The 23707-nt window shown below is 59.5% G+C and carries 22 protein-coding genes; 7 read left to right on the forward strand and 15 right to left on the reverse strand.

The annotated features are described in order from the left end of the window. On the forward strand, positions 1-512 hold a 512-nt coding region (locus Q8L50_RS16500; protein WP_305349727.1), incomplete at its 5' end, for a helix-turn-helix domain-containing protein. 60 nt (positions 513-572) lie between these two features. Here the strand turns inward: Q8L50_RS16500 and Q8L50_RS16505 are convergent. Genes Q8L50_RS16505 through Q8L50_RS16515 form a run of 3 tightly spaced genes read right to left on the reverse strand, consistent with a single transcriptional unit; the run spans position 573 to position 4374 of the window. Next, positions 573-1901, reverse strand: coding sequence for a Swt1 family HEPN domain-containing protein (locus tag Q8L50_RS16505; protein WP_305349728.1), 1329 nt, complete (start codon positions 1899-1901; stop codon positions 573-575). Further along, entirely contained in the window at positions 1898-3571 is a 1674-nt protein-coding gene (locus tag Q8L50_RS16510) for a hypothetical protein (protein WP_305349729.1), read from the reverse strand. Before Q8L50_RS16510 ends, Q8L50_RS16505 begins: the two co-directional genes overlap by 4 nt. 2 nt (positions 3572-3573) lie before the next feature. Beyond that, on the reverse strand, positions 3574-4374 hold the full coding sequence (locus Q8L50_RS16515) for a hypothetical protein (protein ID WP_305349730.1): 801 nt from the start codon (positions 4372-4374) through the stop codon (positions 3574-3576). 164 nt (positions 4375-4538) lie between these two features. Between Q8L50_RS16515 and Q8L50_RS16520 the strand changes: the two genes are divergently transcribed. After that, entirely contained in the window at positions 4539-6089 is a 1551-nt protein-coding gene (locus tag Q8L50_RS16520; protein WP_305349731.1) for an LA2681 family HEPN domain-containing protein, read from the forward strand. Positions 6090-6189: 100 nt separating this feature from the next. On the opposite strand, the gene Q8L50_RS16525 is transcribed toward Q8L50_RS16520, so the two are convergent. From Q8L50_RS16525 to Q8L50_RS16545, 5 genes are all read right to left on the reverse strand, one after another. After that, positions 6190-6501 carry a DNA-binding protein gene (locus Q8L50_RS16525; RefSeq protein ID WP_305349732.1) on the reverse strand — a complete coding sequence of 104 codons (312 nt, stop codon included), beginning with the start codon at positions 6499-6501 and terminating at the stop codon, positions 6190-6192. After that, complete coding sequence (locus Q8L50_RS16530; RefSeq protein ID WP_305349733.1) at positions 6491-6826, reverse strand: type II toxin-antitoxin system RelE/ParE family toxin; 336 nt, start codon at positions 6824-6826, stop codon at positions 6491-6493. The genes Q8L50_RS16525 and Q8L50_RS16530 overlap by 11 nt, the downstream gene beginning before the upstream one ends. Before the next feature lie 29 nt (positions 6827-6855). After that, positions 6856-8244, reverse strand: a complete 1389-nt coding sequence (locus Q8L50_RS16535) for a site-specific integrase (RefSeq protein ID WP_305349734.1) — start codon at positions 8242-8244, stop codon at positions 6856-6858. 328 nt (positions 8245-8572) lie between these two features. Then, positions 8573-9301 (reverse strand): SDR family oxidoreductase, encoded by a 729-nt coding sequence (locus Q8L50_RS16540; RefSeq protein WP_305349735.1) that lies wholly within the window; start codon positions 9299-9301, stop codon positions 8573-8575. A gap of 41 nt (positions 9302-9342) precedes the next feature. Next, positions 9343-9948, reverse strand: a complete 606-nt coding sequence (locus Q8L50_RS16545; RefSeq protein WP_305349736.1) for a hypothetical protein — start codon at positions 9946-9948, stop codon at positions 9343-9345. Positions 9949-10043: 95 nt separating this feature from the next. Here Q8L50_RS16545 and Q8L50_RS16550 point away from each other — a divergent pair, with 95 nt between their 5' ends. After that, on the forward strand, positions 10044-11330 hold the full coding sequence (locus Q8L50_RS16550; protein ID WP_305349737.1) for an amidase: 1287 nt from the start codon (positions 10044-10046) through the stop codon (positions 11328-11330). 112 nt (positions 11331-11442) lie between these two features. Continuing rightward, positions 11443-12498 carry a S1C family serine protease gene (locus tag Q8L50_RS16555; protein WP_305349738.1) on the forward strand — a complete coding sequence of 352 codons (1056 nt, stop codon included), beginning with the start codon at positions 11443-11445 and terminating at the stop codon, positions 12496-12498. 70 nt (positions 12499-12568) lie between these two features. Here Q8L50_RS16555 and Q8L50_RS16560 read toward each other — a convergent pair whose 3' ends face one another. Beyond that, positions 12569-13498 carry an NAD-dependent epimerase/dehydratase family protein gene (locus Q8L50_RS16560; protein ID WP_305349739.1) on the reverse strand — a complete coding sequence of 310 codons (930 nt, stop codon included), beginning with the start codon at positions 13496-13498 and terminating at the stop codon, positions 12569-12571. 66 nt (positions 13499-13564) lie between these two features. On the opposite strand from Q8L50_RS16560, the gene Q8L50_RS16565 reads away from it, so the two are divergent. Then, positions 13565-14608: a CDP-6-deoxy-delta-3,4-glucoseen reductase gene (locus Q8L50_RS16565; RefSeq protein WP_305349740.1), complete on the forward strand. Its 1044-nt coding sequence runs from the start codon at positions 13565-13567 to the stop codon at positions 14606-14608. Between the two features lie 565 nt (positions 14609-15173). Here the strand turns inward: Q8L50_RS16565 and Q8L50_RS16570 are convergent. Continuing rightward, positions 15174-16172, reverse strand: a complete 999-nt coding sequence (locus Q8L50_RS16570) for a tripartite tricarboxylate transporter substrate binding protein (protein ID WP_305349741.1) — start codon at positions 16170-16172, stop codon at positions 15174-15176. A gap of 162 nt (positions 16173-16334) precedes the next feature. Between Q8L50_RS16570 and Q8L50_RS16575 the strand changes: the two genes are divergently transcribed. Together Q8L50_RS16575 and Q8L50_RS16580 are read left to right on the forward strand one after the other, a co-directional pair. Continuing rightward, positions 16335-17405: a hypothetical protein gene (locus Q8L50_RS16575; protein WP_305349742.1), complete on the forward strand. Its 1071-nt coding sequence runs from the start codon at positions 16335-16337 to the stop codon at positions 17403-17405. 1 nt (position 17406) lies between these two features. Continuing rightward, positions 17407-18411 carry a hypothetical protein gene (locus tag Q8L50_RS16580; RefSeq protein ID WP_305349743.1) on the forward strand — a complete coding sequence of 335 codons (1005 nt, stop codon included), beginning with the start codon at positions 17407-17409 and terminating at the stop codon, positions 18409-18411. Between the two features lie 115 nt (positions 18412-18526). Here the strand turns inward: Q8L50_RS16580 and Q8L50_RS16585 are convergent, their stop codons facing one another. From Q8L50_RS16585 to Q8L50_RS16605, 5 genes are all read right to left on the reverse strand, one after another. Next, complete coding sequence (locus Q8L50_RS16585; protein ID WP_305349744.1) at positions 18527-19243, reverse strand: ABC transporter ATP-binding protein; 717 nt, start codon at positions 19241-19243, stop codon at positions 18527-18529. Positions 19244-19257: 14 nt separating this feature from the next. Further along, positions 19258-20025: an ABC transporter ATP-binding protein gene (locus Q8L50_RS16590; protein WP_305349745.1), complete on the reverse strand. Its 768-nt coding sequence runs from the start codon at positions 20023-20025 to the stop codon at positions 19258-19260. Positions 20026-20034: 9 nt separating this feature from the next. Beyond that, positions 20035-21159, reverse strand: coding sequence for an ABC transporter ATP-binding protein (locus Q8L50_RS16595; protein WP_305349746.1), 1125 nt, complete (start codon positions 21157-21159; stop codon positions 20035-20037). Positions 21160-21169: 10 nt separating this feature from the next. After that, complete coding sequence (locus Q8L50_RS16600) at positions 21170-22099, reverse strand: branched-chain amino acid ABC transporter permease (protein ID WP_305349747.1); 930 nt, start codon at positions 22097-22099, stop codon at positions 21170-21172. 258 nt (positions 22100-22357) lie between these two features. After that, the gene (locus tag Q8L50_RS16605) at positions 22358-23698 is read right to left on the reverse strand and encodes a replication-associated recombination protein A (RefSeq protein WP_305349748.1); all 1341 of its coding nucleotides are present in this window, start codon (positions 23696-23698) and stop codon (positions 22358-22360) included. Positions 23699-23707 lie beyond the last annotated feature (9 nt).

Here is a 23707-nt window from a genome sequence, read left to right on the forward strand (position 1 = left end):
TGGATCTTGAGCTCTGTGCTGTAAACGCGTCTCTTGGGGCGATGGGCGTTAGCCTCGCTCGCCATGGTGTGCATGATCTTCATCGTGCACACTATTCCTTGAACTCAGCCTCGCCTCAAGATGTGTTGCCCACCCGCTTACCGTTCGCCAACACTAACGGCGGGTACATCTACCTTGGTGTCGATGATGATTGCGACGTAACGGGGATCAATCAGAAACTTGGCGAGTGGGCAAAAGCGGCTATCAATGAGCTCATTATTCATCGTTACCTCGGGGCGCTGAAGAGCAAGATCAAGGACATCGTGAACGGGGAAATTGCACTGCATCTATCGCACGTGCAAGTCGATGGTGTCCTTGTCGTTGTGATCGAAGTTCCGCCTGCCGTCAGCAAGCCGATCACCATACGGCAGGACAATTACCTCTACGCCCGAACCGGAGCCAGCAATCGAAAGGTGCCGCCAGATCAGTGGAAAAGCGTACTGGAGCCAAATAACCCAACTGACTTTTTTTGACTGTCCTTAGAGCGGGAATTGTTGTGGGCCATTTCCAGCGCCGGCAAAAACGCTCATTTCTTAGCGACCGATAGCGCCAAGCAGTCGCGTGCTTTCGGCCAAGACATACAGTTCATCATCCTTGGTCACAAAACGTGCATGCATGGTAGCCAGACGTATGGGGTAAAGGCGCTGCAGCGACTCGCGAACGCTTTCCTTGCGCTTGAATCGGTGTTCGAAAACTTCTTTCCAATGATCGCCACGGCAAATGATGGCCTCGTAGTCGGTGAAGTCCGCGACCTCGATAAACAATGTGAGTACCACTCCAGCGTTCAGTGCCTTGGTCTTCTTGTTTTCCCAAGATTCCAACATCTGAGGAGACAGTCGTTTTTTAGGCCAATCAGAGCCATATTGTGTCGTCATGGCGTCGTCGATAAACTGCCGCAGCCGTCTTTCCAGTCGCTGCAGGTAGTTATGACACTTATTGGTTCGCCGGAATGCCGCTTCTTCGATGGCGTCGACAGCGTGCATCTCTTCCGGCCACTCAGCCACGTATTCTTCTTCAATGCCCAAGCCGACAAGCACCAGGCTTTCCTGGAAGGACTTTTCAGGAAAGTCTGTCAACGCGTTGTTGAAGCCGCGCTCTATGTAGAACTCCGTTCGAGCAACAGGATCGTCAAATACCACCGACGGAAACGAGATAGCATCACGCCAGTCTCCCAGGTCCGCTCGAAGTGCTGTGGTCACGATGTCGTCAAAACCCTGCTTTGACCGCACAGTCAAGCCGATGCCATGCAACTCGACCAACGCGGTTGCGGAGCGGGCAGCCTCCATTTCGCGCAACCATGGGCGCGACATTGATGTGATCAGTTCCTTCTGAGCCGCGATGCCACCAAAATGCTCCCGAGCGTAGGCTGCAGCGCTGTCGTGATTCAGCCGCATATCAGTCAAAAGTCTGCTCACCTCTGCGAATTGCGGCAGACGAAAACTTGGTTCGAGCTGCTTTGCGATGTCTCGATAGTGGTCCAGATTTTTCGAGAATGCCTGAGCTGCTTTTATATCGGCGGTGAATCTTGTCGCGAGCGACTCTTGCTGCTTCGCAGCATCGATCATGGCTCTGATGCCTATATCTTGTTGAAGAAGCTTTCGGATATCCTTGTAGGGGTCCAAAAGCTTCTTAACCGCTTCGATCTGCTGGAATTCCCGTACCCCGAATGATGCGCCGATAGAACTCTCCCGCAAGAATCGCTCAGCTTGAGCGGCGATGCCCGTATCGGCCAGAAGCGAGCGCGCCTGCGCAGCTGCGGAGGATACGGCCTGAAGGTCACGCAGCGCTTTGCCCGAAATGCACAGAGCACGTTCAGTTTGAGCAGCGTCAAGGTCCAGAATTCGCTTCTTCGGGTCGTTCATTGCTTGGGCTCCTCACGCCGAAAGCGCTCGACATACCATGTAGGAAGTGGATGTCTATAAAACCTAGAGGAAATGGCTAACAACGTATCGTGACCATACTGGATGCACTTGAAATCTGCCGCTGGTGAAGCACCTTGCGGTAAGTTCAAGGATGCTGAGGCCTCCTCGCTGCAAGTCGGCTTTAGCTCGCTGAGCGCCCTAGAAATACCCAGTCGCTGCAAAGACTGTTCGTGAACCGCCAGCATTTCCACCTCGGACTTCGGAAACCATCGCTCCAATGTGGCATTCCGGATCAGCGGATGCACTTCGTCCCGCAGGGACGAAAGCGACTTTTCGTCTTCGATCAATGAAGCGACCGTGGCGAGCATAGGCACGAGCGAACTGGTCTGGAAGAAGCTTCCTACATCGTCACTACCGGTATGGGCGGCGATAGCATCTTCAAGCAAGTCGGTGTCTACCGGCAGGTACCGATCAGACTTGGCCGCCAGGTGCAAACGCCCCACGATGTCAGTCACGAGATTTAACGCGTCGTGCCAGTCCTTCTCCGACATGAGCGCAGTAAGTACAAGTGAAATGTCGATGGATTGCCCGTCCATCGCAGGCAACCGACAACCAGGGTGTGCGTTCAACACGTCGATCAACAAGCGTCGTATATTGGTACGAAGTTCGGTCGTTTCACTTCGTTTTGGTGTCAGCAAAAGGAAAATGGCAAGTCGGCCCAACTCTTCAAGTAGCAGCCTGCTGTAAAGAACCCATTCTGGCCGGTAGTTCAATACCAGCTGCGGTTCTAGCAGTTGCGGTGCCACCTTGTCGAAATATCGATGCAACGCGCCCCATAACAGGATCATCACCACGCCAAAACGCTCACGAAACGTCTTGTCTTGTACAAAACCGTGATTGATCGCTTCGGCCCATAGCCGAAGTACCAGGTACTCACAGCCGTTAACGCTGGGTTTCAAATTCTCTTCACTTTCCGCCCAGGCCGCGAATACGCTCCAACCCAAAGCTGCCGTGGCGCAGCGCTTAAGAAAACGTCGCTTCCGTGCTGTCGCATTGCCGGTCCGCGATGTGGCATGGTCCGTCATTGCACTATCCACAAATTTTACGAAGCGCCGGATCGATGTGTCCGTATCGTCCAGTGTCGCAATGGCGCTGCGCAAATGATATTGACCCGTCTTCAATAGCAGGCTTTCATCAAATAGATACTGTTCGATCAACGGCAGCAGTTGATCGCTTCCCCACAATTCGAGCGAACAGTTTGGCGTATTGGCCACTTCTTCGGTGAGGGCGGAGAACCCAGATTGGGCCTCCTGCTTGAGAACGCCATTTGTGAGTAGCACCAAACGCTTTCGGGCTCCACTGAGTGACTGCGGTATCCGTGTCCGTACATAGTCGGTACAAGCCTCACGAATCGAAGGCTGTATGGCTTGTTTGCCGGAATAGATATCCTCTCGGCCGACGTCGCCAAACTTGATGATGAAAAGAAAGGCTTCTCTATCGGCGCCTCGCGCCGGAAAGCTCGACAAGACATCCACGCCCGCTTGGAGCACACCAATTTGTGGACGACTGTGCACAGAGTGCCCCATCGCCACCAGCAACTCCGGTAACAGCGCGTCCAATTCGTCACGCTCTCGCAGCGATTCCAGGTAGTGGGACAGGACCAGGCGCATGCTCACGACGTCGGGCCCGCCCACATACGGTTGCGCCTCAACGGGCCTGTCTGAGGATCCAATCGTTCGGAAATCGGAAGCTCAACCGACACAGCATGCGGTTGCATGGATAGCGACTGTTCGAAAGTCTGGCCTTGCGCGGAAAATTCGACCACCGTTTCGTGCGAGTATTTGAAGTGACTCTGCTTCACGAACTGCATTAGCACGGAGGACTGTTCGGCATGGCGATGGATTTCGCGCTGCTCTCGAAGCTTTAGACCTTGCAAGGCGATGCGCTCTTCACGCGACATGGCAAATTCCTTGAGCCGCGGAGCTTGCTCGAACGCATCTGATTGCTTTGACAGCATAGACAGAACCTCTGCGACCACAGGCAGAGTTGTCTTCAGGTCGGGAACCATAGATTCGAGCAACCGTTGAGTTGTATGGGGATATTCACGTATGTGATGCCGCAAAAGCTCCAGCGCGTGCGTCTGGACACCGGTTTCGTCATTGCGGAGTAGCGCCAGCACCCATCCGAGTGAGAACGCAGGAGTCGTCGCCAGAGCGCACAACCTGAATGCAACAAGCACAGCGTCGGATGACTGAAGCATCGCCAAATCCAGGTTGACTGGCGTTTCTGCCGCCAGATATTGCACGCTGAGGTTATGCACCAGGAGTTTGGCTAGGGGCAACTTTGCATTCGCACCCAACCAATTGCCGAGAGCCAGCACGGACAATGCCGGCGACCGAATGAGGGCTGACAGGCAGTCATCAAGTTCGTGGGTGTCCTTATCCGGGTCAAGAGCTGCAACTTCGTCAAGCAAGCCAACCATTGCCCCCGAATCCGTAGAAGCACGAGTCAAACGTGTGTAGAGGCGAGGAGCTTGATCAGGCACCGTTGGAGTCCATTTGGTTTGTTTTGATAATAGACCACCAACCCATCCATCTCTGAGCTCTTTTGACAGCCAACCCTTTACAGGAGCTACGAATGAACGTCACCTACCAATATATTGAGGACTTGATTGCTTCAGGAGAATTCTCCCAAACGCGGGAGTGGGCTATATGCGCCTTGCAGGAACTCGAATCTGAGTCGAAAAAAACCAGCAATACCTACCGCAAACTTTTCCGGGTGGCCGGCCTGCTGATCGACATTGGCAGCTTAGCACCGGATAACGAGGCAGTCTCCTTGGGACTAAAAACGCTCGAAACTTACCAGACTGCGTTGCTTCCCTTGGTAGACGAACATCATTACCACTACTGCGTGGGCAACGCTAAGGACAGCTTGGTACCCGTCCAACGACCAGATCAAAGAGGCTTTGCATCAATTCGGGAACTGGTTGACGTGAAAAACTGTTTCTGGCGGGCCATTCGAGCCACAAACGGCAATATCCCGCCGGAGTATGGGGTGAATCTGGCGAACTCTCTCAAGCAGCAATTTCGCCTTGCAGAGGCCCTCGATTGGTATGACTATGCGACCCCTTTTGGCATTTCCCAGGCGCACATCAACCGTTCCGAGGCACTCAAGCTCTTAAACCTGATATCAAACAGTTTTACGGTGAAGTTGTTGGATGAAGTAGCCAGCGGCTACGAGGCGGTTCTCGATTCTCCAGAAGTGCCGCCGAATGCGAGGCCGCACTATCTACAGCTCGCCAAAGAGGCGAGAAGGCTTGTTCATCAGTTTTGTGTTGATCACGACATCAATCCAGATCTCGACCATCGGATTGACGAAGACGAATACACCCAGCAAACAGATTTTCGAAAGTTCTGCATTGATCGGCGCTTGGCCCTGTCAGAACATAGCCTTTACTGTCGTTGCGCCGCCAGTACAAGAGACAATCTAACCATTCCGACGGTAGGTGGCATACCCGGTGAATTTATCGTGCCGATGGAAGCTGTGCTTAATCGTTTGAAGTCGGAATTTTCTTTCTGTCGTCGAATGTATTTCGAGTACCTGCATTACCCTACAGACGAAAATCTTCAACACGAATCATGCTTTTCAGAGTTGCTCAATCAGGAACTCTTGGGCCTGCAGGTAGAGAAATTGCGCACATCTTTTAGAGCCTGCTTCGGCATACTAGACAAGATTGCCGAGGCGGTGTGCGATCTGCATGGATTACATCCATCCAAGGGACATATCTACTTTGAAAGCTTCTGGCAGCTCAATAACCCGGGGCGGATGGCGCAATTCGATGCTGCAAAGTCACCCGGGCTACTCGCACTTCACAGTATTGCCACGGACCTAAATGGCGCTGATGGCGGGGAATGGGCGTTCTTCAAAAAATGGCGAAATGCACTGGAGCATGGTGCCCTTGTCTTGCAACCCGAGGGGGCTACGGATGTGTGGGGAAGTTTCAAAGAGAAGCCGGGAGTAATCTTGGTCAGCGAGCGGGATTTCGTCTATCACCTGGAGCACTTGCTACGACTAACGCGGTCGGCCATTTTCTCTTTTGTGTTTTTGGTAAGAGATCACGGGCTGCGAATGAAAGAACAAAACCCAGATGGGATTTCGATGCCCATTTACCGGCAGGACTTTCCATAGAGTGAACAGCTTCTATTTCTGGTAATCCGACACTATGACCTGATGCGTAGTTTGAGGCGGCAGACGCATTGAGCATGTGTCGGCAAACACAAGGCCACACTCAGGTAGCGTGTGCCGACGCAGCCAGCGGCTGCACCGCCAGCCGCAATCCCATCGCCTTGAGAATGGCCGACAAGCTGCTGAGCGCCGGGTTACCCTTCGGCGAAAGCGTGCGATAGAGCTGGGTCGGGTTCAAATGGGCCTGCTCGGCCACTGCTTGAACCCCACCAAAAGCCTGCGCCATCTGGCGCAGCACGATCAGCAACTCGGCCTGGTCGCCGTCTTCGAGGATGCCGTTGATGACCTCCAGCGCGAACGCTGGGTCGCCACGATACAGCTCGGCCATCGCGTCGTCATGGGGTCTACTTTTCATCATCCGTTCTCCGTTGCCAGTCCTGCCAATATCCTACCGCCCGGGTAATGTCCGCATCTTGCGTCCGCTTGTCGCCGCCGCACAGCAGCAGCACCACGCGATGCCCCGACAAGGCGTAATACACCCGGTAACCGGGCCCCACGTCAATGCGCAGTTCCCAAACACCATCACGGCAGAACTTGTGGTCGCCAAAGTTGCCCAGCTCGATGCGTGTCACTCGCCGAACCACGGCCACCTTGGCCTGGCTGTCGCGAAGCCGTTGCAGCCAGTCGATGTACAGGTCCTTGTGCTCACCGGCACTCAGGTAATGCTCAATTCGATACATAATTATTTTCGTCTATAAACGAATGTCTGTCAAGACAGTGAGGCCGACTCGACAGCTTCCTCCTCCTGGCGCTTGGCCCCCAACGAACGGGCCGTCCCCGGTGGCACGGCACGCTCGCCGGTACGACGGTGACGGAACGGGCGGTAGGCGCCCGCCGCCGTTCGCGACCCGGTCTCCACTGCCGGCGCCGGGATTTCGATGACTTTCTCGGGAGGTGCCGCCGGCCTGGCCGCCGCAGTTCGCCCGTCCTCCACCAGGCCTTTGCGTCTGGCCGCAACCAGATCGGCGGCGTTACGAACCGGGTCATCCTCCGTGTGCACATACCGCATGAACATCGTGACCGTCTTGTGTGCGGTCAGCGCCATCCCGACTTTCACCGGCACCCCGGAATTGGCGATGTCTGTGGCCGCCCGATGCCGGATACCGTGCGTTCCGATGTGCGGAACACCCGCACGGTTGAGAATGCGCTTCCAGCCCTGGTAGTAGGTGTGCTTCGGCAGCGGGCGCGAAGGCTTGAAAATCGCCGGGCAGACAAACGGGGACTCTCCGAAGCGCGGTGCATTCGTCAGCAGGCGCAAGGCCTCCTCACTCATGGGCTTGGAGATGCCGCCGGTCTTGCTGTCGGGCCAGACAATCCGCCGATTCGGGAAATCGACCCACTCCCAGCGAAGCGTCAGGATCTCGGACATGCGTGCGGCACACTCGAACTGCAACCGGATCGCAAGGGTCAGGGTCGGGTGCTCCAGCCCTTCCGCGTCGGCTTGATCCAGGTATGCATACAACTGAGTCAGCTGCGCGTCGGTAATGAGTCGGGTTTTGCCCTTCTCCGGGTACTTCTGGACATGTTTGCACGGGTTGGAGCCGTCTGGTCGGTACCCCCATACCTCAGCCATATTGAACATCTTGCGCAGGCAGGCGAGCACGCGATTGGCGCCTGTCGGCGCCTTTTCTCGTTTTTTCATCAGCGCAACAATGTCTTGGCGGGTAACATCCGGCACCTTTATGCCACCCAAGGCAGGCGCAATATGCAGCGAGATGTATTTGAGGTTGCCCTCAACCGTGCTTGGCTTGTTGTGCGCTTTTGAGTAGTCCTCGATAAAACGGGTGCACAGTTCTTTCACGGTCGGTGCCTGCCGCGCTGCCACTTTGAGCGAACTCGGGTCTTTTCCATGCCGCACCTCCGCAAGCAAGTCCTGCGCGAGTGATCGCGCCTGCTCGACGGTCAATTCTCCGAACTGCCCGATTGCCGGCTTACGACGTTCGCCAGCATTCGTCCGGTACTGGACCATGAACACCTTACGCCCGGTCGGCGTCACCTTGCAAAGGAAGCCGGGCACCAGCGTGTCACGCAGTTCAATGTCTTGCTCGCCAGCCTTGGCGGCGTCTACGATAGTCTTGGTAAGCTTGATTTTGGCCATCTGATCTCCTTGGGTTGCGACCTGAACGCAGGAGCCAGCTAGGAGCCGGGCAAAAGTCAAGCAGGTCGAATGCGGTACTAGGCCAAGGTATGATCAGCGCTACCGCCCCTTCGAGGGAACCGAGCTGAGAGCACTGTATCGTGCCCTGACTGATGTCAGCGTATAGGAAAAGTCCGCACTCAAAATCCCCCGCCGAAAGGCGTGCCGGTTCGATTCCGGCCCCGGGCACCACCTCCCCTGAATACCCATCACCTGGTTCTCGCGAACCAGCACTACTTGCGCAGGCGATTTCGCGCCGCCTTCGCATGGCGCTTGCAGCCTTGCCTCCTCACCAGGACTCCAGCCACGGACGGATTTCCAGCTCGTGGGTCCACGCATCGCGCGGCTGCATGTGCAACTGCCAGTACAGGTCAGCAATACGCTCCGGGTTGACGATGCCGCCCTCGTCTTTGGTGGCATAACGCTCCGGAAAATTGGAGCGGATGAACTCGGTGTCTATGGCCCCGTCGATGATTGGGTGGGCGACATGGATGCCTTTGGGCCAGAGCTCGCGCGCCATGCTTTGCGCCAGCGCGCGCAGTGCGTGTTTGGCCCCGGCAAAAGCGGCAAAGCCCTCCCGGCCCCTGAGGCTGGCGGTTGCCCCGGTGAAAATGATCGTGCCGCGGCCCCGCGGCAGCATCACTTTGGCGGCCTCGCGCCCCATCAGGAAGCCGCCAAAGCAGGCCATCTCCCAGACCTTGAAGTACACGCGCGCCGTCGTCTCGGTGATGGGAAAACGCACGTTCGCGCCAATATTAAAAACCGCCACTTCAATGGGCGCGATTTCGGCCTCTATCTTCTGGACCAGCGCCACCATCTCTTCTTCCTTGCGCGCATCACTGGCAAAGCCGTAAGCCTGCCCGCCCTCGGCCTTGATCTGCTCGACCAAAGGCTTGAGTTTGTCCTCGCTGCGGCGGGTGACACAGGCGATGTACCCCTCGCGCGCAAAACGGCGTGCGATGGCGCCGCCGGTGGCATCGCCTGCGCCTATGACCAGAATTGCTTTTTTGTCTGCCATTCGATCTCCTGGAGTGGGTGGACGCCCTGCAGGCCAGCGGCTCAGCCGCCTGCCACGGCCTGGTAAGCACGCGCGGTCTCGGGCGCCACCGAGGCCAGCAGCTGCGCATAAGGTGTCTGGTGCCGCACCAGTAGCCGTGCCGACGCGACGGCTTTTGACTTGCAGAACCAGTGGCAGCTGTGTTGCATCAGCAGCAGCTCGGCTGACAGGGTAAAGGCACGGCTTTTGCGGCTCTGCGCCGCGTTGGCGCTGGCTGCCCGCGAAATACCTTGTGCATGCACCGCAAACAGCTTGCGCAGATCAAAGGTGGCTTGGGGAAAAATTTTGTCTGCATAGGGAATGGCCACCGCCAGGGTGCTCACACGCGCGTGAATCCCATCGACTTTGGAAAAATCGGCTGCAAAACTGGCAAACTGGTTGCTGAGTTTTTCCTCGGTGCTTTCCAGCAGATGCCATATCTGCTCGCGCCGCTCCGGGTCACTTTCACCCAGCGCCCTCAGGTAGCCCCCGGTCAGGCTTTCCATCAGCTTTTCGATCTGGTATTTACCCAGATAACTGCCGAGCAAACTTATGCGCCTGCGTTGCCAGCCCGACCTGAGCAGCCAGAAGCCGGTGGCTGCCAACATCGCCAGAATAAGAATGTCCATCGGTACCGGGTAGATTATTGGGAGGGGACCAGTGTAGTCACCCCGATGTACCCGTCAGAGCGCAAGGCCGTGCAAAAACACAGATACTCCAAGCCATGCACCCTGGCCCCCTCCACAGTCTGCAAGCCTGGCACGCTGCCGAACTGATAACGCGCCGCGAACTGACCGCCGAAAACCTGGTCCGCGCCTGCCTGGACCACATCACCGGGCGCGAGCCGCAGGTGCATGCCTTTGTCCACATCGATGCCGATGCCGCGCTGGCTACAGCGCGCCGGCTTGATGCCGGGCCACTGCGCGGGCTGCTGCACGGCCTGCCGTTTGGCGTGAAGGACTTGTTTGACACCTTCGACATGCCCACTGCATACGGCTCGCCGATTTATGCGGGGCAGCAGCCGCTGGCCGACGCGGCGGCGGTGGCGCTGTGCCGCGAAGCCGGTGCGGTGCTGATTGGTAAAACCGTCACGACCGAGCTGGCCAACATGTTCCCCGGGGTCACGCGCAACCCGCACAACCCCCAACACACCCCGGGCGGCTCATCCAGCGGTTCGGCCGCAGCGGTGGCCGATGCCATGCTGCCGCTGGCCCTCGGCACGCAGACCGCCGGCTCGCTGATCCGGCCTGCGGCGTTTTGCGGTGTCGTCGGCTACAAACCCAGCCACAACCGCGTGCCCAAGGCCGGCGTCAAAAGCCTGTCGGAAACGCTGGACACCGTGGGCGGTTTTGCGCGCAGTGTGCGCGACGTGGCGCTGCTGGGCGCAGTGCTGACCGGTGATGCCCGGCTGGCCGACCCGGCCGCTTTTAGCCAGACGATGGCGCCGCGCATCGGTTTTTGCCAGACACCGGAGTGGGCACTTGCAGACAGCGACACACAGCAGGCCTGGGCCCAGGCCGAAAAAGCCCTGAATACGCACGGGAAGCCGATGGCGCTACCACCGGAGCTGTCTGGCCTGGTGGCCGTGCAAAAAGCAGTGCAGGCGTTTGAGACAGCGCGCTCTTTAAGCCCCGAGCGCCTGCGGCACCACGACCAGCTCAGCGCGCCACTACGCGCCCTGATTGCCGACGGCCTGGCCATCAGCGGCGAAACCCATGCCCAACACCTGCAACTGACTGCCATGGCGCGGCGTCAGGTGCAGGCCGTGTTTGGACCTTTCGACGTGTTGCTGGCCCCGAGCAGCATTGGCGAGGCACCCGCCGGGTTGGACGGCACAGGTGACCCGCTGTTTTGCCGCAGCTGGACGCTGCTGGGCCTGCCTTGCGTGCACCTGCCGTTTGCGCGTGGCCGCAGCGGGTTGCCGGTGGGGCTGCAACTGGTAGGCGCCTATGGGGACGACCACCGCCTGCTGGCCGCGGCGCACTGGGTGCATGAGCGGCTGACACACTAGCCGTGGCCATCTGAGCGATAGGCGCAGGCATTTTTGACCCTGTCGCTTGCCACGGCATTGAAATAGGCGCATTCTTGAATCGCAGTTTTTTCTGCGGCTCCGGGAGTCCGTCATGCGTTCACTTCGTTTCTGGATCAGTCCCTTTGTCTCGGCGGCCCTGCTGCTGGCCCTGCCCACACAAGCGGCTACCGTCCAGCCCTCCCAGGCGCAAACCACGATAGACGCATTGGCCCGGGCCAATTCCTCGGTGGTGGGTGTACGGGTCACGGTGGCCGAAGGCGCACGTTCGGCCGAAACCCTGGGGCAGCGGCGCAGCGGTTCCGGCGTATTGATTGCCTCTGACGGTCTGATCCTGACGATTGGCTACCTGCTGCTGGAAGCGGAGCAGATCGAAATCGTGACCCAGGACAACAAAATCCTGCCGGCACGCGCCGTGGCTTACGACCTGGCCACCGGTTTTGGCCTGCTGCGGCCTTTGCTGCCGCTGCGCGCCTCCAGCAACGTCAGCGTGGCGGTGCTGGGCAGCAGCCAGTCTGCGCAGCCCGGCGAAGCGCTGATGGCCGTCACCGGACCGCAGCCCAACGACGATGGCGACGTCAACATGACACGGCTGATCAGCAAACGCGCGTTCTCAGGCAACTGGGAGTACCACATTGAGACGGCCCTGTTCACCAGCCCGCCCATTGTTGCCAACGAGGGCAACCACAGCGGCGCCCCCCTGTTTAACCAGAAGGGGGAACTGATAGGCATAGGCTCGCTGCTGGTGTCTGACGCCACCGGGCAAAACCGGCGCATGCCCGGCAACATGTTTGTGCCCGTCGATTTGCTGCGGCCCATCCTGGCCGAGTTGCAGAAGTCCGGCAGCAGCGTAAAAAGCCGCCGCCCCTGGCTGGGCCTGAACTCCAACGACCAGGGCGGCCGGGTGCAGATCACACGCGTCAGCAAGGACAGCCCGGCCGAAGGCGCGGGGCTGGAGGCGGGTGATGTGGTACTGGCCGTCGATGGCGCCAAGGTCACCACGCTGGAAGACTTCTACAAAAAACTATGGAACCGGGCCGCGCCCGATGCAGAAATCTCCCTGACCGTGCTGCAGGGCGCCGATGTCAAGACGATTGTGCTGAAAGCTCAGGACCGCATGTTGACCCTGAAGAAACCCGCCGGCATCTAAACTTCAGATAAAAACAGGCTGCAGCCCTTGTGAAGCCTGCGCAAGCAGCTCCTGATTCCATAGCAAACAGCTAGCCTTCCAACAGCCCCTGCGCGACGGTGGGGTAACGCAACCGCAGCCGCAGTTCCTGCTTGAGGCGGGTGTTGTCCAGCCGGCGTGACTCACTCATGAAACTCAGCAGCATCAGGGACAACGCGTCCTGCGCCGTGCTGCGCGCCACGCGCGGCGGCCGTGGCAGCTGGTACAGGTCGGCCGCCAGGTCAAAGTAGTCGCCCATCTTCAGCTGCGTGTCGTCGCTGGCATTGGTGCTGCGCTGCGGCTTGCCGCGCCACAACGCTGCCACACAGGCGCGCGCCAGGTCATCGGCGTGGATGTGGTTGGTGTAGACGTCATCCGCCGCCAGCAAAACCGGCGTGCCCTTGACCAGACGGATACGTGGTGTGCCGCCCTCACGGTCGGGCGCGTAAATGCCGGGGATGCGCAGCGTGTGCACTGTCACGCCGCTGGAGCGGCCAAAAAAGCGCAGTTGCTGCTCGGCGTCGACCCGGCGCCAGGCGCGCGGTGTGTGCGGGTTGACTGCGCGTGTCTCACGCGCCCACTCGCCCTGGCAATCGCCATAAACACCGCTGGTGGAGCCGTAGACCAGCGACAGCGGCAGTGTGCGCAGGCGCAGCGCCCGCAGCAGCGCCAGTGTGCGCGGGTCACGGCGCCAGTCGGGCAGGTTCTCGGTGGGCGGCGGCGCCAGATGTATCACCCGGCTCGCCAGTCCGGCCAGGCGCCGCAGCGTGGCTGGCTGGTCCAGGTTTCCGGTCAGCGGCCGGATATGGGCGGCCCGCAAGGCAGGCAGGCGCTCGGGTGACGATGTCAGCGCCAGCAACTGCACACGAGGTGCCAGCTGGCGTGCCACCCGCATGCCTACATCGCCGCAGCCAATAAGCAGAATACGCGGTCGGCGAAAGCGCGAAGGCAGGGCGCCAAGGGGACTTTGGTTTGAAGGCAAAATTGGGGAATCTGCTATGAGGCAGCACAGTATAAAAAAACCGGACAACGTCAGAGGATAACCAGTATGACTTTCAGCGTCACCGTGCTGCCCAGTGGCCGCCAGTTCACCGCCAACCCCGACGAGGCCCTGCTGGCCGCCGCCATCCGCCAGGGCGTGGGCATGCCCTACGGCTGCAAGGACGGTGCCTGCGGTTCCTGCAAATGCAAAAAAATGGAAGGCACGGTGGTACACGGCCCGCATCAGCTCAAGGCCCTGTCGCATGAGGAAGAAGAAGCCGGTTTTATCCTGACCTGCTGCGGCGTGGCGCAGAGTGACGTGGTGCTCGAATCACGCCAGGTCACCGACGAAAGCGCTTTTCCGATCAAAAAAATGCCGTCGCGCGTGAGCACCATGGCGCGCGCCTCACACGATGTGATGGTGATACGCCTGCAACTGCCGGCTGCCGATGTTTTCAAGTACCACGCGGGCCAGTATGTGGAGTTTTTGCTGCGCGACGGTGACCGCCGCAGCTACTCCATGGGCAATGCGCCGCACACCCAAACCGAGACCCCGGGCATTGAGCTGCACATCCGTCACATGCCAGGCGGCAAGTTCACCGAACATGTCTTCAGCGCCATGAAAGAAAAAGAGATCATGCGCATCGAGGGGCCGTACGGCAGTTTCTTTCTGCGCGAAGACAGCAACAAACCCATGGTGCTGCTGGCATCCGGCACCGGTTTTGCACCCATCAAGGCGCTGATCGAACACATGCAGTTCAAGGGCATCACGCGGCCAGCCGTGTTGTACTGGGGCGGCCGCCGACCGGCCGATCTGTACATGAACGACTGGGTGCTGGCCAAAGTGGCCGAGATGCCCAACCTGAGCTATGTGCCGGTGATCTCCAACGCGCTGCCCGAGGACGCGTGGACCGGCCGAACCGGTTTTGTGCACAAGTCGGTGCTGGAGGATTTTCCCGACCTCTCCAGCCACCAGGTCTATGCCTGTGGTGCGCCCATTGTGGTGGACTCCGCGCGGGCCGACTACACGACACTCGGAGGCTTGCCGGAAGAAGAGTTTTTTGCGGATTCGTTCACGACTGAGGCGGACAAGGCGAAGGCGCTGGCCTGAAGTTGCCCTGAGCTGGCCGGGTCATTGCCAGATTGAGCCTGACGGGGCCCTCGAGCAAGCCGGGTCTCGCCCCGGCGGGCGACTTACTTTTCTTTGCTTCGCCAAAGAAACCTAAGGAAAAGAAAGGCGACCCGATGGTCTGGGTCCCTCCGCTTCGCTACGGGCAACCTGCGGTGCTCGGTAAAAGCGGGGTCTCGCTCGAACTCGCCTTCGGCTCAGACAATCGCGAGCCCTGATCCGCTTTGACCTGCGCTCCTCGGCCCAGCCCGACGGGTGGGGGGACGGATGCGGATACGAATTCGGATTCGGGGAGGCGATGACGCGCTTTGCGCGTCAACGCCGGACTACGGGGCCGTCATGTTTGCACGCGGGTGCAGCACACGCGGCCAAATGAAGTCCCCCTCCATCGCCCAGCGGGGCGAGGGAGGGGTTAGGGGTGGGAGTGGGGAGTCAGGCCTACTGTCCAGAGCAGACCCTAGGCGCAGCGTGATGCCGACAAGCTATGAATTTGATAGCTGCTTGCACTGACGGCATAAGGGCCAGAACCCGAAAAGGCTCGAAACAATCAATCCACCCTCGCCCCGGATGCCTTCACCACCTTCTCATATTTGGCCAGTTCGGCTTTCATAAAAGCACCAAACTGCTCGGGCGAACTCGCCACCGGCTCGGCCAGCAAGGCGGCAAAGCGGGTCTTGGCTTCAGGCGAATTGAGGGCGGCCACAAAGGCCTGATTGAGTTTGGCGACCACGTCTTTTGGCGTGGCAGCAGGAGCCACCAGGCCCCACCAGGTGTCGATGGCGAAACCCTTGAGGGTCTCGGCCACGGCCGGTACATCGGGCAGGGCTGCGCTGCGCGTCGCGGTGGTCACGGCCAGCGCCTTCAGCTTGCCGGCCTTGATGTTGGCTGACGCTGTGGCCAGGTTGTCGAAGTTGAAATCGACCTGACCGCTGAGCAGTGCGAGCTGCGCCGGGTTGCCACCGTTGTACGGGATGTGCAGCGCAAAAATGCCCGCGTCTTTTTTGAACATCTCGCCGGCCAGATGCCCGGCACTGCCGTTGCCGCCGCTGCCGTAGTTGAGCTTGGCCGGGTTGGCCTTGGCGTATTTGATCAGGTCAGCCAGGCTGTTGATGTTCAGCCGCGCTGCGGTGTCGGCGTTCATGACCAGCACATTGGGCACACGCAGCATCTGCGTGATGGGCGCAAAGTCGGTGGCGGCGTTGAACGGCATCTTGCTGTAAAGCCAGGGGTTGATGGCGTGGGTGGCCACCGCCGCGATGCCTATGGTCAGGCCGTCGGGCGCGGCCTTGGCCACCAGATCGGCACCAATGTTGCCACCGCCACCGGGGCGGTTTTCAATGATGACGGTGCCCAGCGTGTCCTTGACACGTTCGGCCATCAGGCGTGCGGTCACATCAATCGGGCCGCCGGGGGCGTACGGCACGATGATGCGCATCACCTTGGTGGAGGTTTGCGCGCTGGCCACCGTGGGCGACAGCGCCAGCGCGGCCAGAAGGCCCAGTGCCAATGAGCGGGCGGCAAGAAGGGGGTAGGTCTTGAGATTCATGGCCCTATTGTGCAAACCAGCGGCGCAGCCGTCACCGTGGGATTCCCTAAGGCGGCCCCGTGCGCATCCGTCGCAAAACACCGTGTTGGCTACCCCACAAACGCGGGATGCCGCTAGCGAGGGGCCCTGACTAAGATGGCGCGCAACTAACCGGGAGTTTTGATGACGCGTTTTGCCCCGCCTTTGGCTTGTTTAACCCTGCTGGGCTTTGCCGGTGCCGCCGCAGCACTGGATTTTCCGAACCCGCCCCAGCCCGAGGCGCAGGCCCTGGTCAAACGTTTTCAGGCCGACTACACACGCATCAAGGCGGACCCCAACTACTTCAAGCCACCGGCCGCGCCCATGGCCATGCCCTGTGAAGTTCCGCAGCGCGACCTGTACACGCCACTCGGGCTGCATATGGCAATACCGGGAGAAGACGAAAAGATCAGCCGGATGTCGCGCAAGCAGTTGCGCGACCTGGGGCTGGACCCTGACGCCGGTGCATCGCAGATCAAGTACAGCAACATCCGCATCACACCGGTCAAGGCGGCCTGCAAGGACGGCAAGCTCGACGGCGATGCCGAGTTTCTGGTGCAGTTCGACACCTTGATGGAACTCGTGAACGACATGGACCTCGGCACCAAAAAAGTGAAGATGACCACGAGGCTGGCGAGCCAGCAGGTCAGCCGCTACTTCCTGACCTTCAAGGACGGCAAGGCGCTGGATGGCGAAAAATACCACGCCAACCAATCAGCCATGCGCAACCGGACTCTGTACGACGATGCACAGGTGGCCCAGACCATGTCCAAATCCGACATACCGGATGCGCCAGAGCCCCAGGTGTCGCTGAACTACACAAACTTTATGGCCGGTCGCATGGCCGTCTTCACCGTCAGCATGGCGCCCAAAATCAGCGCGGGTCTGTTTGGCGTCAACACCAGCTTCCAGCAGCAACTCGACAGCCAATTCACCACGGGCCTGGACATGATGCAGGCGCCGTACCGGATGGAGATGTACAAAAACGACAAGCTGTTCATGACGATGGAGACACCGGTGAAAAACGGCAAATACCACGGCGAGCAGGTACAGGTGCAGGAAAACTACCTCAAGGCGTCCAACCTGCGCCTGGACCAGATGCCCGGCATGGAGCGGGCGCGCCTGGTGACGGTCAACGGCGTGGAAATGCTGGAGACACGCAACTGTTATATCGACGGCATCATGACCAAAACCCTGAACTGTCCGAAGGATTGAGGTGCTGCGAATTTCAATTAAAAGCTGCGCCCTGGTACCCACGGCCCTGCTGCTTGCCCTGACACCCCTGGCACAGGCACTGGATATCTCCAATGCCGATTTTTACCGCTGCGTTCAGGGTGATTGCCGCAACGGCCAGGGCGTTGTGCACGACATGTACCAAAACCAGATGCTGGAAGGCAGCTGGCAGAACAGCAAAACCATTCCGGGCCAGCGTTATCTGGTGAGCCATCCGCTGACCAAGGGCAAGAAATACGAGCAGTATTACGGCGGCGACGGACTGATGGACAGAGGCAGCCAGATCCGCGGCTTTGGTGCCACGCACATCGTGCCGGTCTTTACCGGCAGCTTTGGCCGCATCGACCACGCCTTCATGCGCGCCCGCCTGGCCGTGCCCTACGAAGGGGTCTATGCGATGGGCAATGGCATTGAGTTTCGTGGCCGGTTTGACTACATCCCGGTCAAGGGCATGGAGGCGGGACGCATCACCATGGGCCACATCATTTTTTATGGCGACAAGGTGGACCTGGAAGACAACAGCAAGGAGACCGGGCTGTTTGTCAGCAACATGTCTGTAGTGGGCGGCGGCGTGGTGATGTTCATGCCGGCACGGCCAGACTACATGGCCTTGCTGCAACAGCAGTACCACCGTGATCTGCAATTGGCGGTGAGCGACTTCAAGCAGCAGGAAACCGAAAAAGCCTGGCGCACCGCTTTTGCCATCCTTGGCCAGGTGGCCCTGACGATGGCGGGTTCATCCGGCGGCGGTGGGGGCGGAAGTTCGGGCAACCGTTTTGCCATGGACCTGGTCAGCGGCCTGATGAAAAGCGCGACCGCACCAGAGGGCTCGGCCAGTGCGGCAGGCAATGCCGACCCTTCGACCCGTTTGATCCAGCTGGTGACCGGTGCGGCGCTGGGCAAGCTGACGGGAGACAGCGGTTTGTCCAGCAGTCTGGCGAAGGCAGTGGCCAGCGGGATCGAGAAGTCGAACGCGGCTGGGAAATAAGCAAACTGCCATTGTCCGGGATCAATCCGGACAAATGGGCCACGTGCGATTAGCTATTATTTCGATAGCTAGCTACGTAAACCCCATAAGGGCCAGAGGCCAAAATTCGTGGGGATTACTCCCCCAGATAAGCCGCCCTCACCCGGGGGTCGCTCAACAACTGCTTTGCCTCGCCATTCATGGTGATCAGCCCTGACTCCATCACGTAGCCACGGTCGGCAATGCCAAGGGCGCGGCTGGCATTTTGTTCGACCAGCAGCACAGTAACGCCGCGAGCCGACACGTCTTTGACGACCTCGAAGATCTTGTCCACCATGATGGGGGCGAGCCCCATGGACGGCTCGTCAAGCAGCAGGACTTTGGGACGGCTCATCAATGCGCGGGCCATGGCCAGCATTTGCTGCTCACCGCCGCTCATGGTGCCGGCCAGCTGGTCCTTGCGCTCACGCAGGCGCGGAAACAGCTCAAACATCTTCTCGATGTCGGCCGCGATCCCGGGCTTGTCGTCACGGATGTAGGCACCCATCTGCAGGTTCTCGATGATGGTCATGCGGGTGAACACGCCACGCCCTTCCGGCACCATGGCCAGGCCTTCCTTGACCAGATCCCACGAGCCTTTGCCCTTGATGCTTTTGCCCATGTATTCGATGTCGCCACCGATCAGCGGCAAGGTGCCGGTGATGGCTTTCATGGTGGTGGTCTTGCCAGCGCCATTGGAGCCGATCAGCGTGACCAGCTCGCCCTCGTTGACTTCAAAATCAACGCCCTTGACTGCCTGGATGCCGCCGTAGGCCACCATCAGGCCGGTCACTTTGAGAAGTGTGTTTGCCATGTTCTTGCTTTCCTTCAATGACCTGCGCCAAGATAGGCGGTGATCACTTTTTCATTCTTCTGCACTTCAGCAGGCGCGCCTTCGGCAATCTGCTTGCCATAGTCGAGCACGGTGACGCGGTCGCACAGGCCCATCACGAGCTTGACGTCGTGTTCGATCAGCAAAATCGTGCGGTTGTCCTTGCGGATCTGGTCGATCAACTCGCGCAGTTGCACTTTTTCGGTGGCGTTCATGCCGGCTGCGGGTTCGTCCAGCGCGATCAACTGGGGATCGGTCGCCAACGCGCGGGCAATCTCAAGGCGGCGCTGGTCGCCATAACTCAGCGTGCGCGCCTTGAAGTCAGCGTAAGCGCCTATGCCTACATAGTCCAGCAGTTCCCGGGCGCGTTTGGCAATCTCGGCTTCTTCCTTCTTGAAGCTTGGCGTGCGAAACACTGCACCAACAAGCCCTGACTTGGTGCGCATGTGGCGCCCCACCATGACGTTTTCAAGCGCCGTCATGTCGGCGAACAGGCGGATGTTCTGGAAGGTGCGGGCAATGCCGGCCTTGGCGACTTCATGCACCGCGGAAGGTTTGTAGGGTTTGCCGGCCAGCTCGAACGTGCCGCTGTCGGGCGTATACAGCCCGGTCAGCACATTGAAAAAGGTGGTTTTCCCGGCGCCATTGGGGCCGATCAGTCCATAGACCTGGCCGCGCTCGATGTGGATGCCGACGTCGCTGAGGGCCTGCAGGCCGCCAAAACGTTTCGAGACACCAGCAACTTTGAGAATGGTTTCGCTCATGTCCATTCCTTAGGGGTTGATTGACTGGATCGGGTCTTTGCCGGGCGTCTTGTTCAGGGACTTGCCGTGCTCGGGCGCAGGCCACAGCCCGCGCGGCCTGGACAGCATGATGGTGATCATGGCCAGCGCGATCAGCAGCTGGCGCAGGATGGAGGAGTCCAGCCGGCCTCCGGTCATGGCCTGCAAAGGGCCGGCCACATGGCGCAGCACTTCCGGCAACGCAGCCAGCAGCAAGGCCCCCAGAATGACGCCGGGCAGGTGCCCGATGCCGCCGAGCACAACCATGGCCACAATCATCACCGACTCCATCAGGCTGAAGGACTCGGGCGAAACAAACCCCTGGAAGGCGGCAAACATGGAGCCGGATACCCCGCCAAAGGTGGCGCCCATGCCGAAAGCGAGCAGCTTCATGTTTCGGGTGTTGATGCCCATGGCCTTGGCAGCAATTTCGTCTTCACGAATCGCCATCCAGGCGCGGCCTATGCGGGAATTTTCAAGACGGTGGCAGATGATCACCGACACAATCACCAGCGCCAGAAAGAGGTAGTAATACATCGACACCGAGGTGATCTCGATGCCGAACAGGTGGTGTGTTTCACCCAGATCGAGCCCGAAAAACTTCATCGAGTCGATCTGGTTGATGCCCTTGGGGCCGTTGGTGAGGTTGATCGGACGGTCCAGGTTGTTCAGGAACACACGGATGATTTCACCAAACCCGAGCGTCACGATGGCGAGGTAGTCGCCGCGCAGCTTCAGCACGGGCACACCCAGCAACACGCCGAAGCAGGCGGCCAGCACGGCCGCCATCGGTATGACCGCCCAGATCGGCAGGTGCAAGCCATTCGGGAAGGCCGCAGCCACTGCGGGAAAGGCGCTGGCCAGATGGGGCGATCCCAGCAGCGCAAACAGATAGGCCCCCACCGCAAAAAAGGCCACATAGCCCAGATCGAGCAGGCCGGCATAACCGACCACGATGTTCAGGCCCAGCGCCAGCAGCACATACAGAAGCGCCATGTCGACTATGCGAACCCAGGCGTTACCGCCTTGCTGCAGCAGGATGGGAAATATCAGCAGCGCAATCGCCGCGATCAGAAAGGTGGCGAGTCTGTTTTTTTTCATCAAGGTCGTCATCATGGTCGTTCTCCTAGGCCCGATCAGCTACACGTTCGCCCAACAGTCCCGAGGGTCGCAGCGTCAGCACAAAAATCAACACCATGAAAGCGAAGATGTCGGAGTACTGGCTGCCCAGCACCCCGCCGGTCAGCGGGCCGATGTAGCCAGCACCGATCGCCTCGATCAGGCCCAGCAGGATGCCGCCCAGCACAGCCCCGCCGAGGTTGCCGATGCCGCCGAACACCGCCGCGGTAAAGGCCTTCAAACCGGGCAGAAAACCCATGGTGTGCTGCACCGTACCGTAGTTGGACGCGTACATCACGCCGGCCAGCGCCGCCAGCACGGCGCCGATGATGAAGGTTGCAGAAATGACGGTGTCGGGCTTGACGCCCATCAGACCGGCCACGCGGGGATTTTCGGCGGTGGCCCGCATGGCGCGGCCCAGTTTGGTGTAGTTGACCAGGTACATCAGGATGGCCAGCGAGACCGCCGTGGCGCCCAGGATGAAAATCTGCGTGACGGTGATCACGGCGCCGCCAAACTGCAGGGGTTCGGCAGGCAGCAGCGTGGGGTAAGGCTTGTAATTGGGCTTCCAGATGATCATGGCCAGCGTCTGCAGCAGAATGGACATGCCGATGGCGGTGATCAGTGGCGCCAGCCGGGGCGAGTTGCGCAGGGGCCGATAGGCAATTTTCTCAATCGAGAAATTCAGCACCCCGCAAACGACAAACGCAATGAGCAGCGAACACAGCAGGATGACCCAGCCCGGCGTTCCCGGCATGGCCTCCTGCATCCAGACAATGATGGTCCAGCTGGTGATCGCTCCCACCATCAGTACCTCGCCATGCGCGAAATTGATCAGGCCGATGATGCCGTACACCATGGTGTAGCCCAGGGCCACCAGCGCGTACATGCTGCCCAGCACCAGTCCATTGATGATCTGCTGAAGCAAAGTTTCCATACTCACTCTCCGTTTGATTGAACTTGCAAACTCCGCCCTTCGGCCAAAACGCCCGAAAGCAACAGCTTGCTGCGTGAGTTAACAAAAAGCCCGCCTATCAACACCAGATGACTGGATTGGGTGGCGAGCTAATCCGCAAATTGTAGCCATGCGTCTCTAGCGAGAAACGGGCCAGTGCCCGGGTTTTCGCGGGGTTTACCCTTGAGAAACCGGATTTATACGGCGCAATCAGGCTTTATCAGCAGGATTTGTTTTTCATTAGTTTTTCTGCTTGTTCTTCAGTTTCAGTTCATTCAACTTATCGGCAATCTTGATCTCGAGCCCGCGGTTCACGGGCCGGTAAAACACTGGGGCCGACATGCCGTCCGGGAAATAACTTTCACCGGCGGCAAAGCCGCCTTCTTCATCGTGCGCGTAGCGGTAGTTCTTGCCGTAGTCGAGTTCTTTCATCAGCTGGGTGGGCGCATTGCGCAAGTGCAGCGGTACCGGCCGGGTGCCGTCTTTTTTGACCAGTGCTTTGGCCTCGTTGAAGGCTTTGTACACCGCGTTCGACTTGGGCGCGATGGCCAGGTAGACCACACATTCGGCCAGCGCCAGTTCCCCCTCAGGTGAACCCAGTCGCTCATACACCTCGGCCGCATCCAGCGCCAGCCGCAGGGCACGCGGGTCGGCCAGGCCAATGTCTTCGCTGGCCATGCGTATCAGCCGCCGCGCCATGTATTTGGGCTCGGCCCCGCCGTCGAGCATGCGCACCAGCCAGTACAGCGCAGCGTCGGGGTCAGAGCCACGCACCGATTTGTGCAGCGCCGAGATGGTGTCGTAAAACTGCTCGCCGCCCTTGTCGTAGCGGCGCATCTGCTGACCCAGCACCTTGAGCAACCAGGCGCCGGTGACCTTCACACCATCTGTAGTTTTTTCACGCTGGCCCGCAACGGCCAGCGATTCCAGCGTGTTGAGCAGCCGGCGTGCATCGCCGTCGGCATAGGCCACGAGTTGCTCCAGTGCTTCAGGCACTATGCTTTTGATAGCTGGCAGCGCGCGCTCTGCAAGGGCTTTGGCCACTATTTTCTTCAGATCTTCAGGCGTCAGCGGTTGCAGCACGTAGACGGCTGCGCGTGACAACAGCGCCGAGTTGACCTCAAACGACGGGTTCTCGGTGGTGGCGCCTATGAAGGTGAAGAGCCCGCTTTCAACATGCGGCAAAAAAGCATCCTGCTGGGACTTGTTGAAGCGGTGCACTTCGTCGACGAAAACAATGGTGCGCCTGCCGCTTTGGGCTTGCCAGACGGTGGCCTGTTCGACCGCCTCCCGGATGTCCTTGACGCCGCCCAGCACCGCCGAGATGGTGATGAAGTGAGCATCAAAACTGTTGGCCATCAGGCGCGCCAACGTGGTTTTGCCGACGCCGGGTGGCCCCCACAAAATGCAGCTGTGCGGTTGGCCCGACTCAAACGCAATACGCAGCGGCATGTCGGGCCCGAGCAAATGCTGCTGGCCAATCACCTCGCCCAGATTTTTCGGCCGCAGGCGCTCGGCCAGCGGTGCGCTTGACCTGGACTCCGCATGTGCGGCGAAAGCGGAATCCGCTGGGGTCGCCATCGCCTGCCT

It is taken from the genome of Polaromonas sp., assembly GCF_030680935.1.
Classification (GTDB): domain Bacteria; phylum Pseudomonadota; class Gammaproteobacteria; order Burkholderiales; family Burkholderiaceae_C; genus Polaromonas.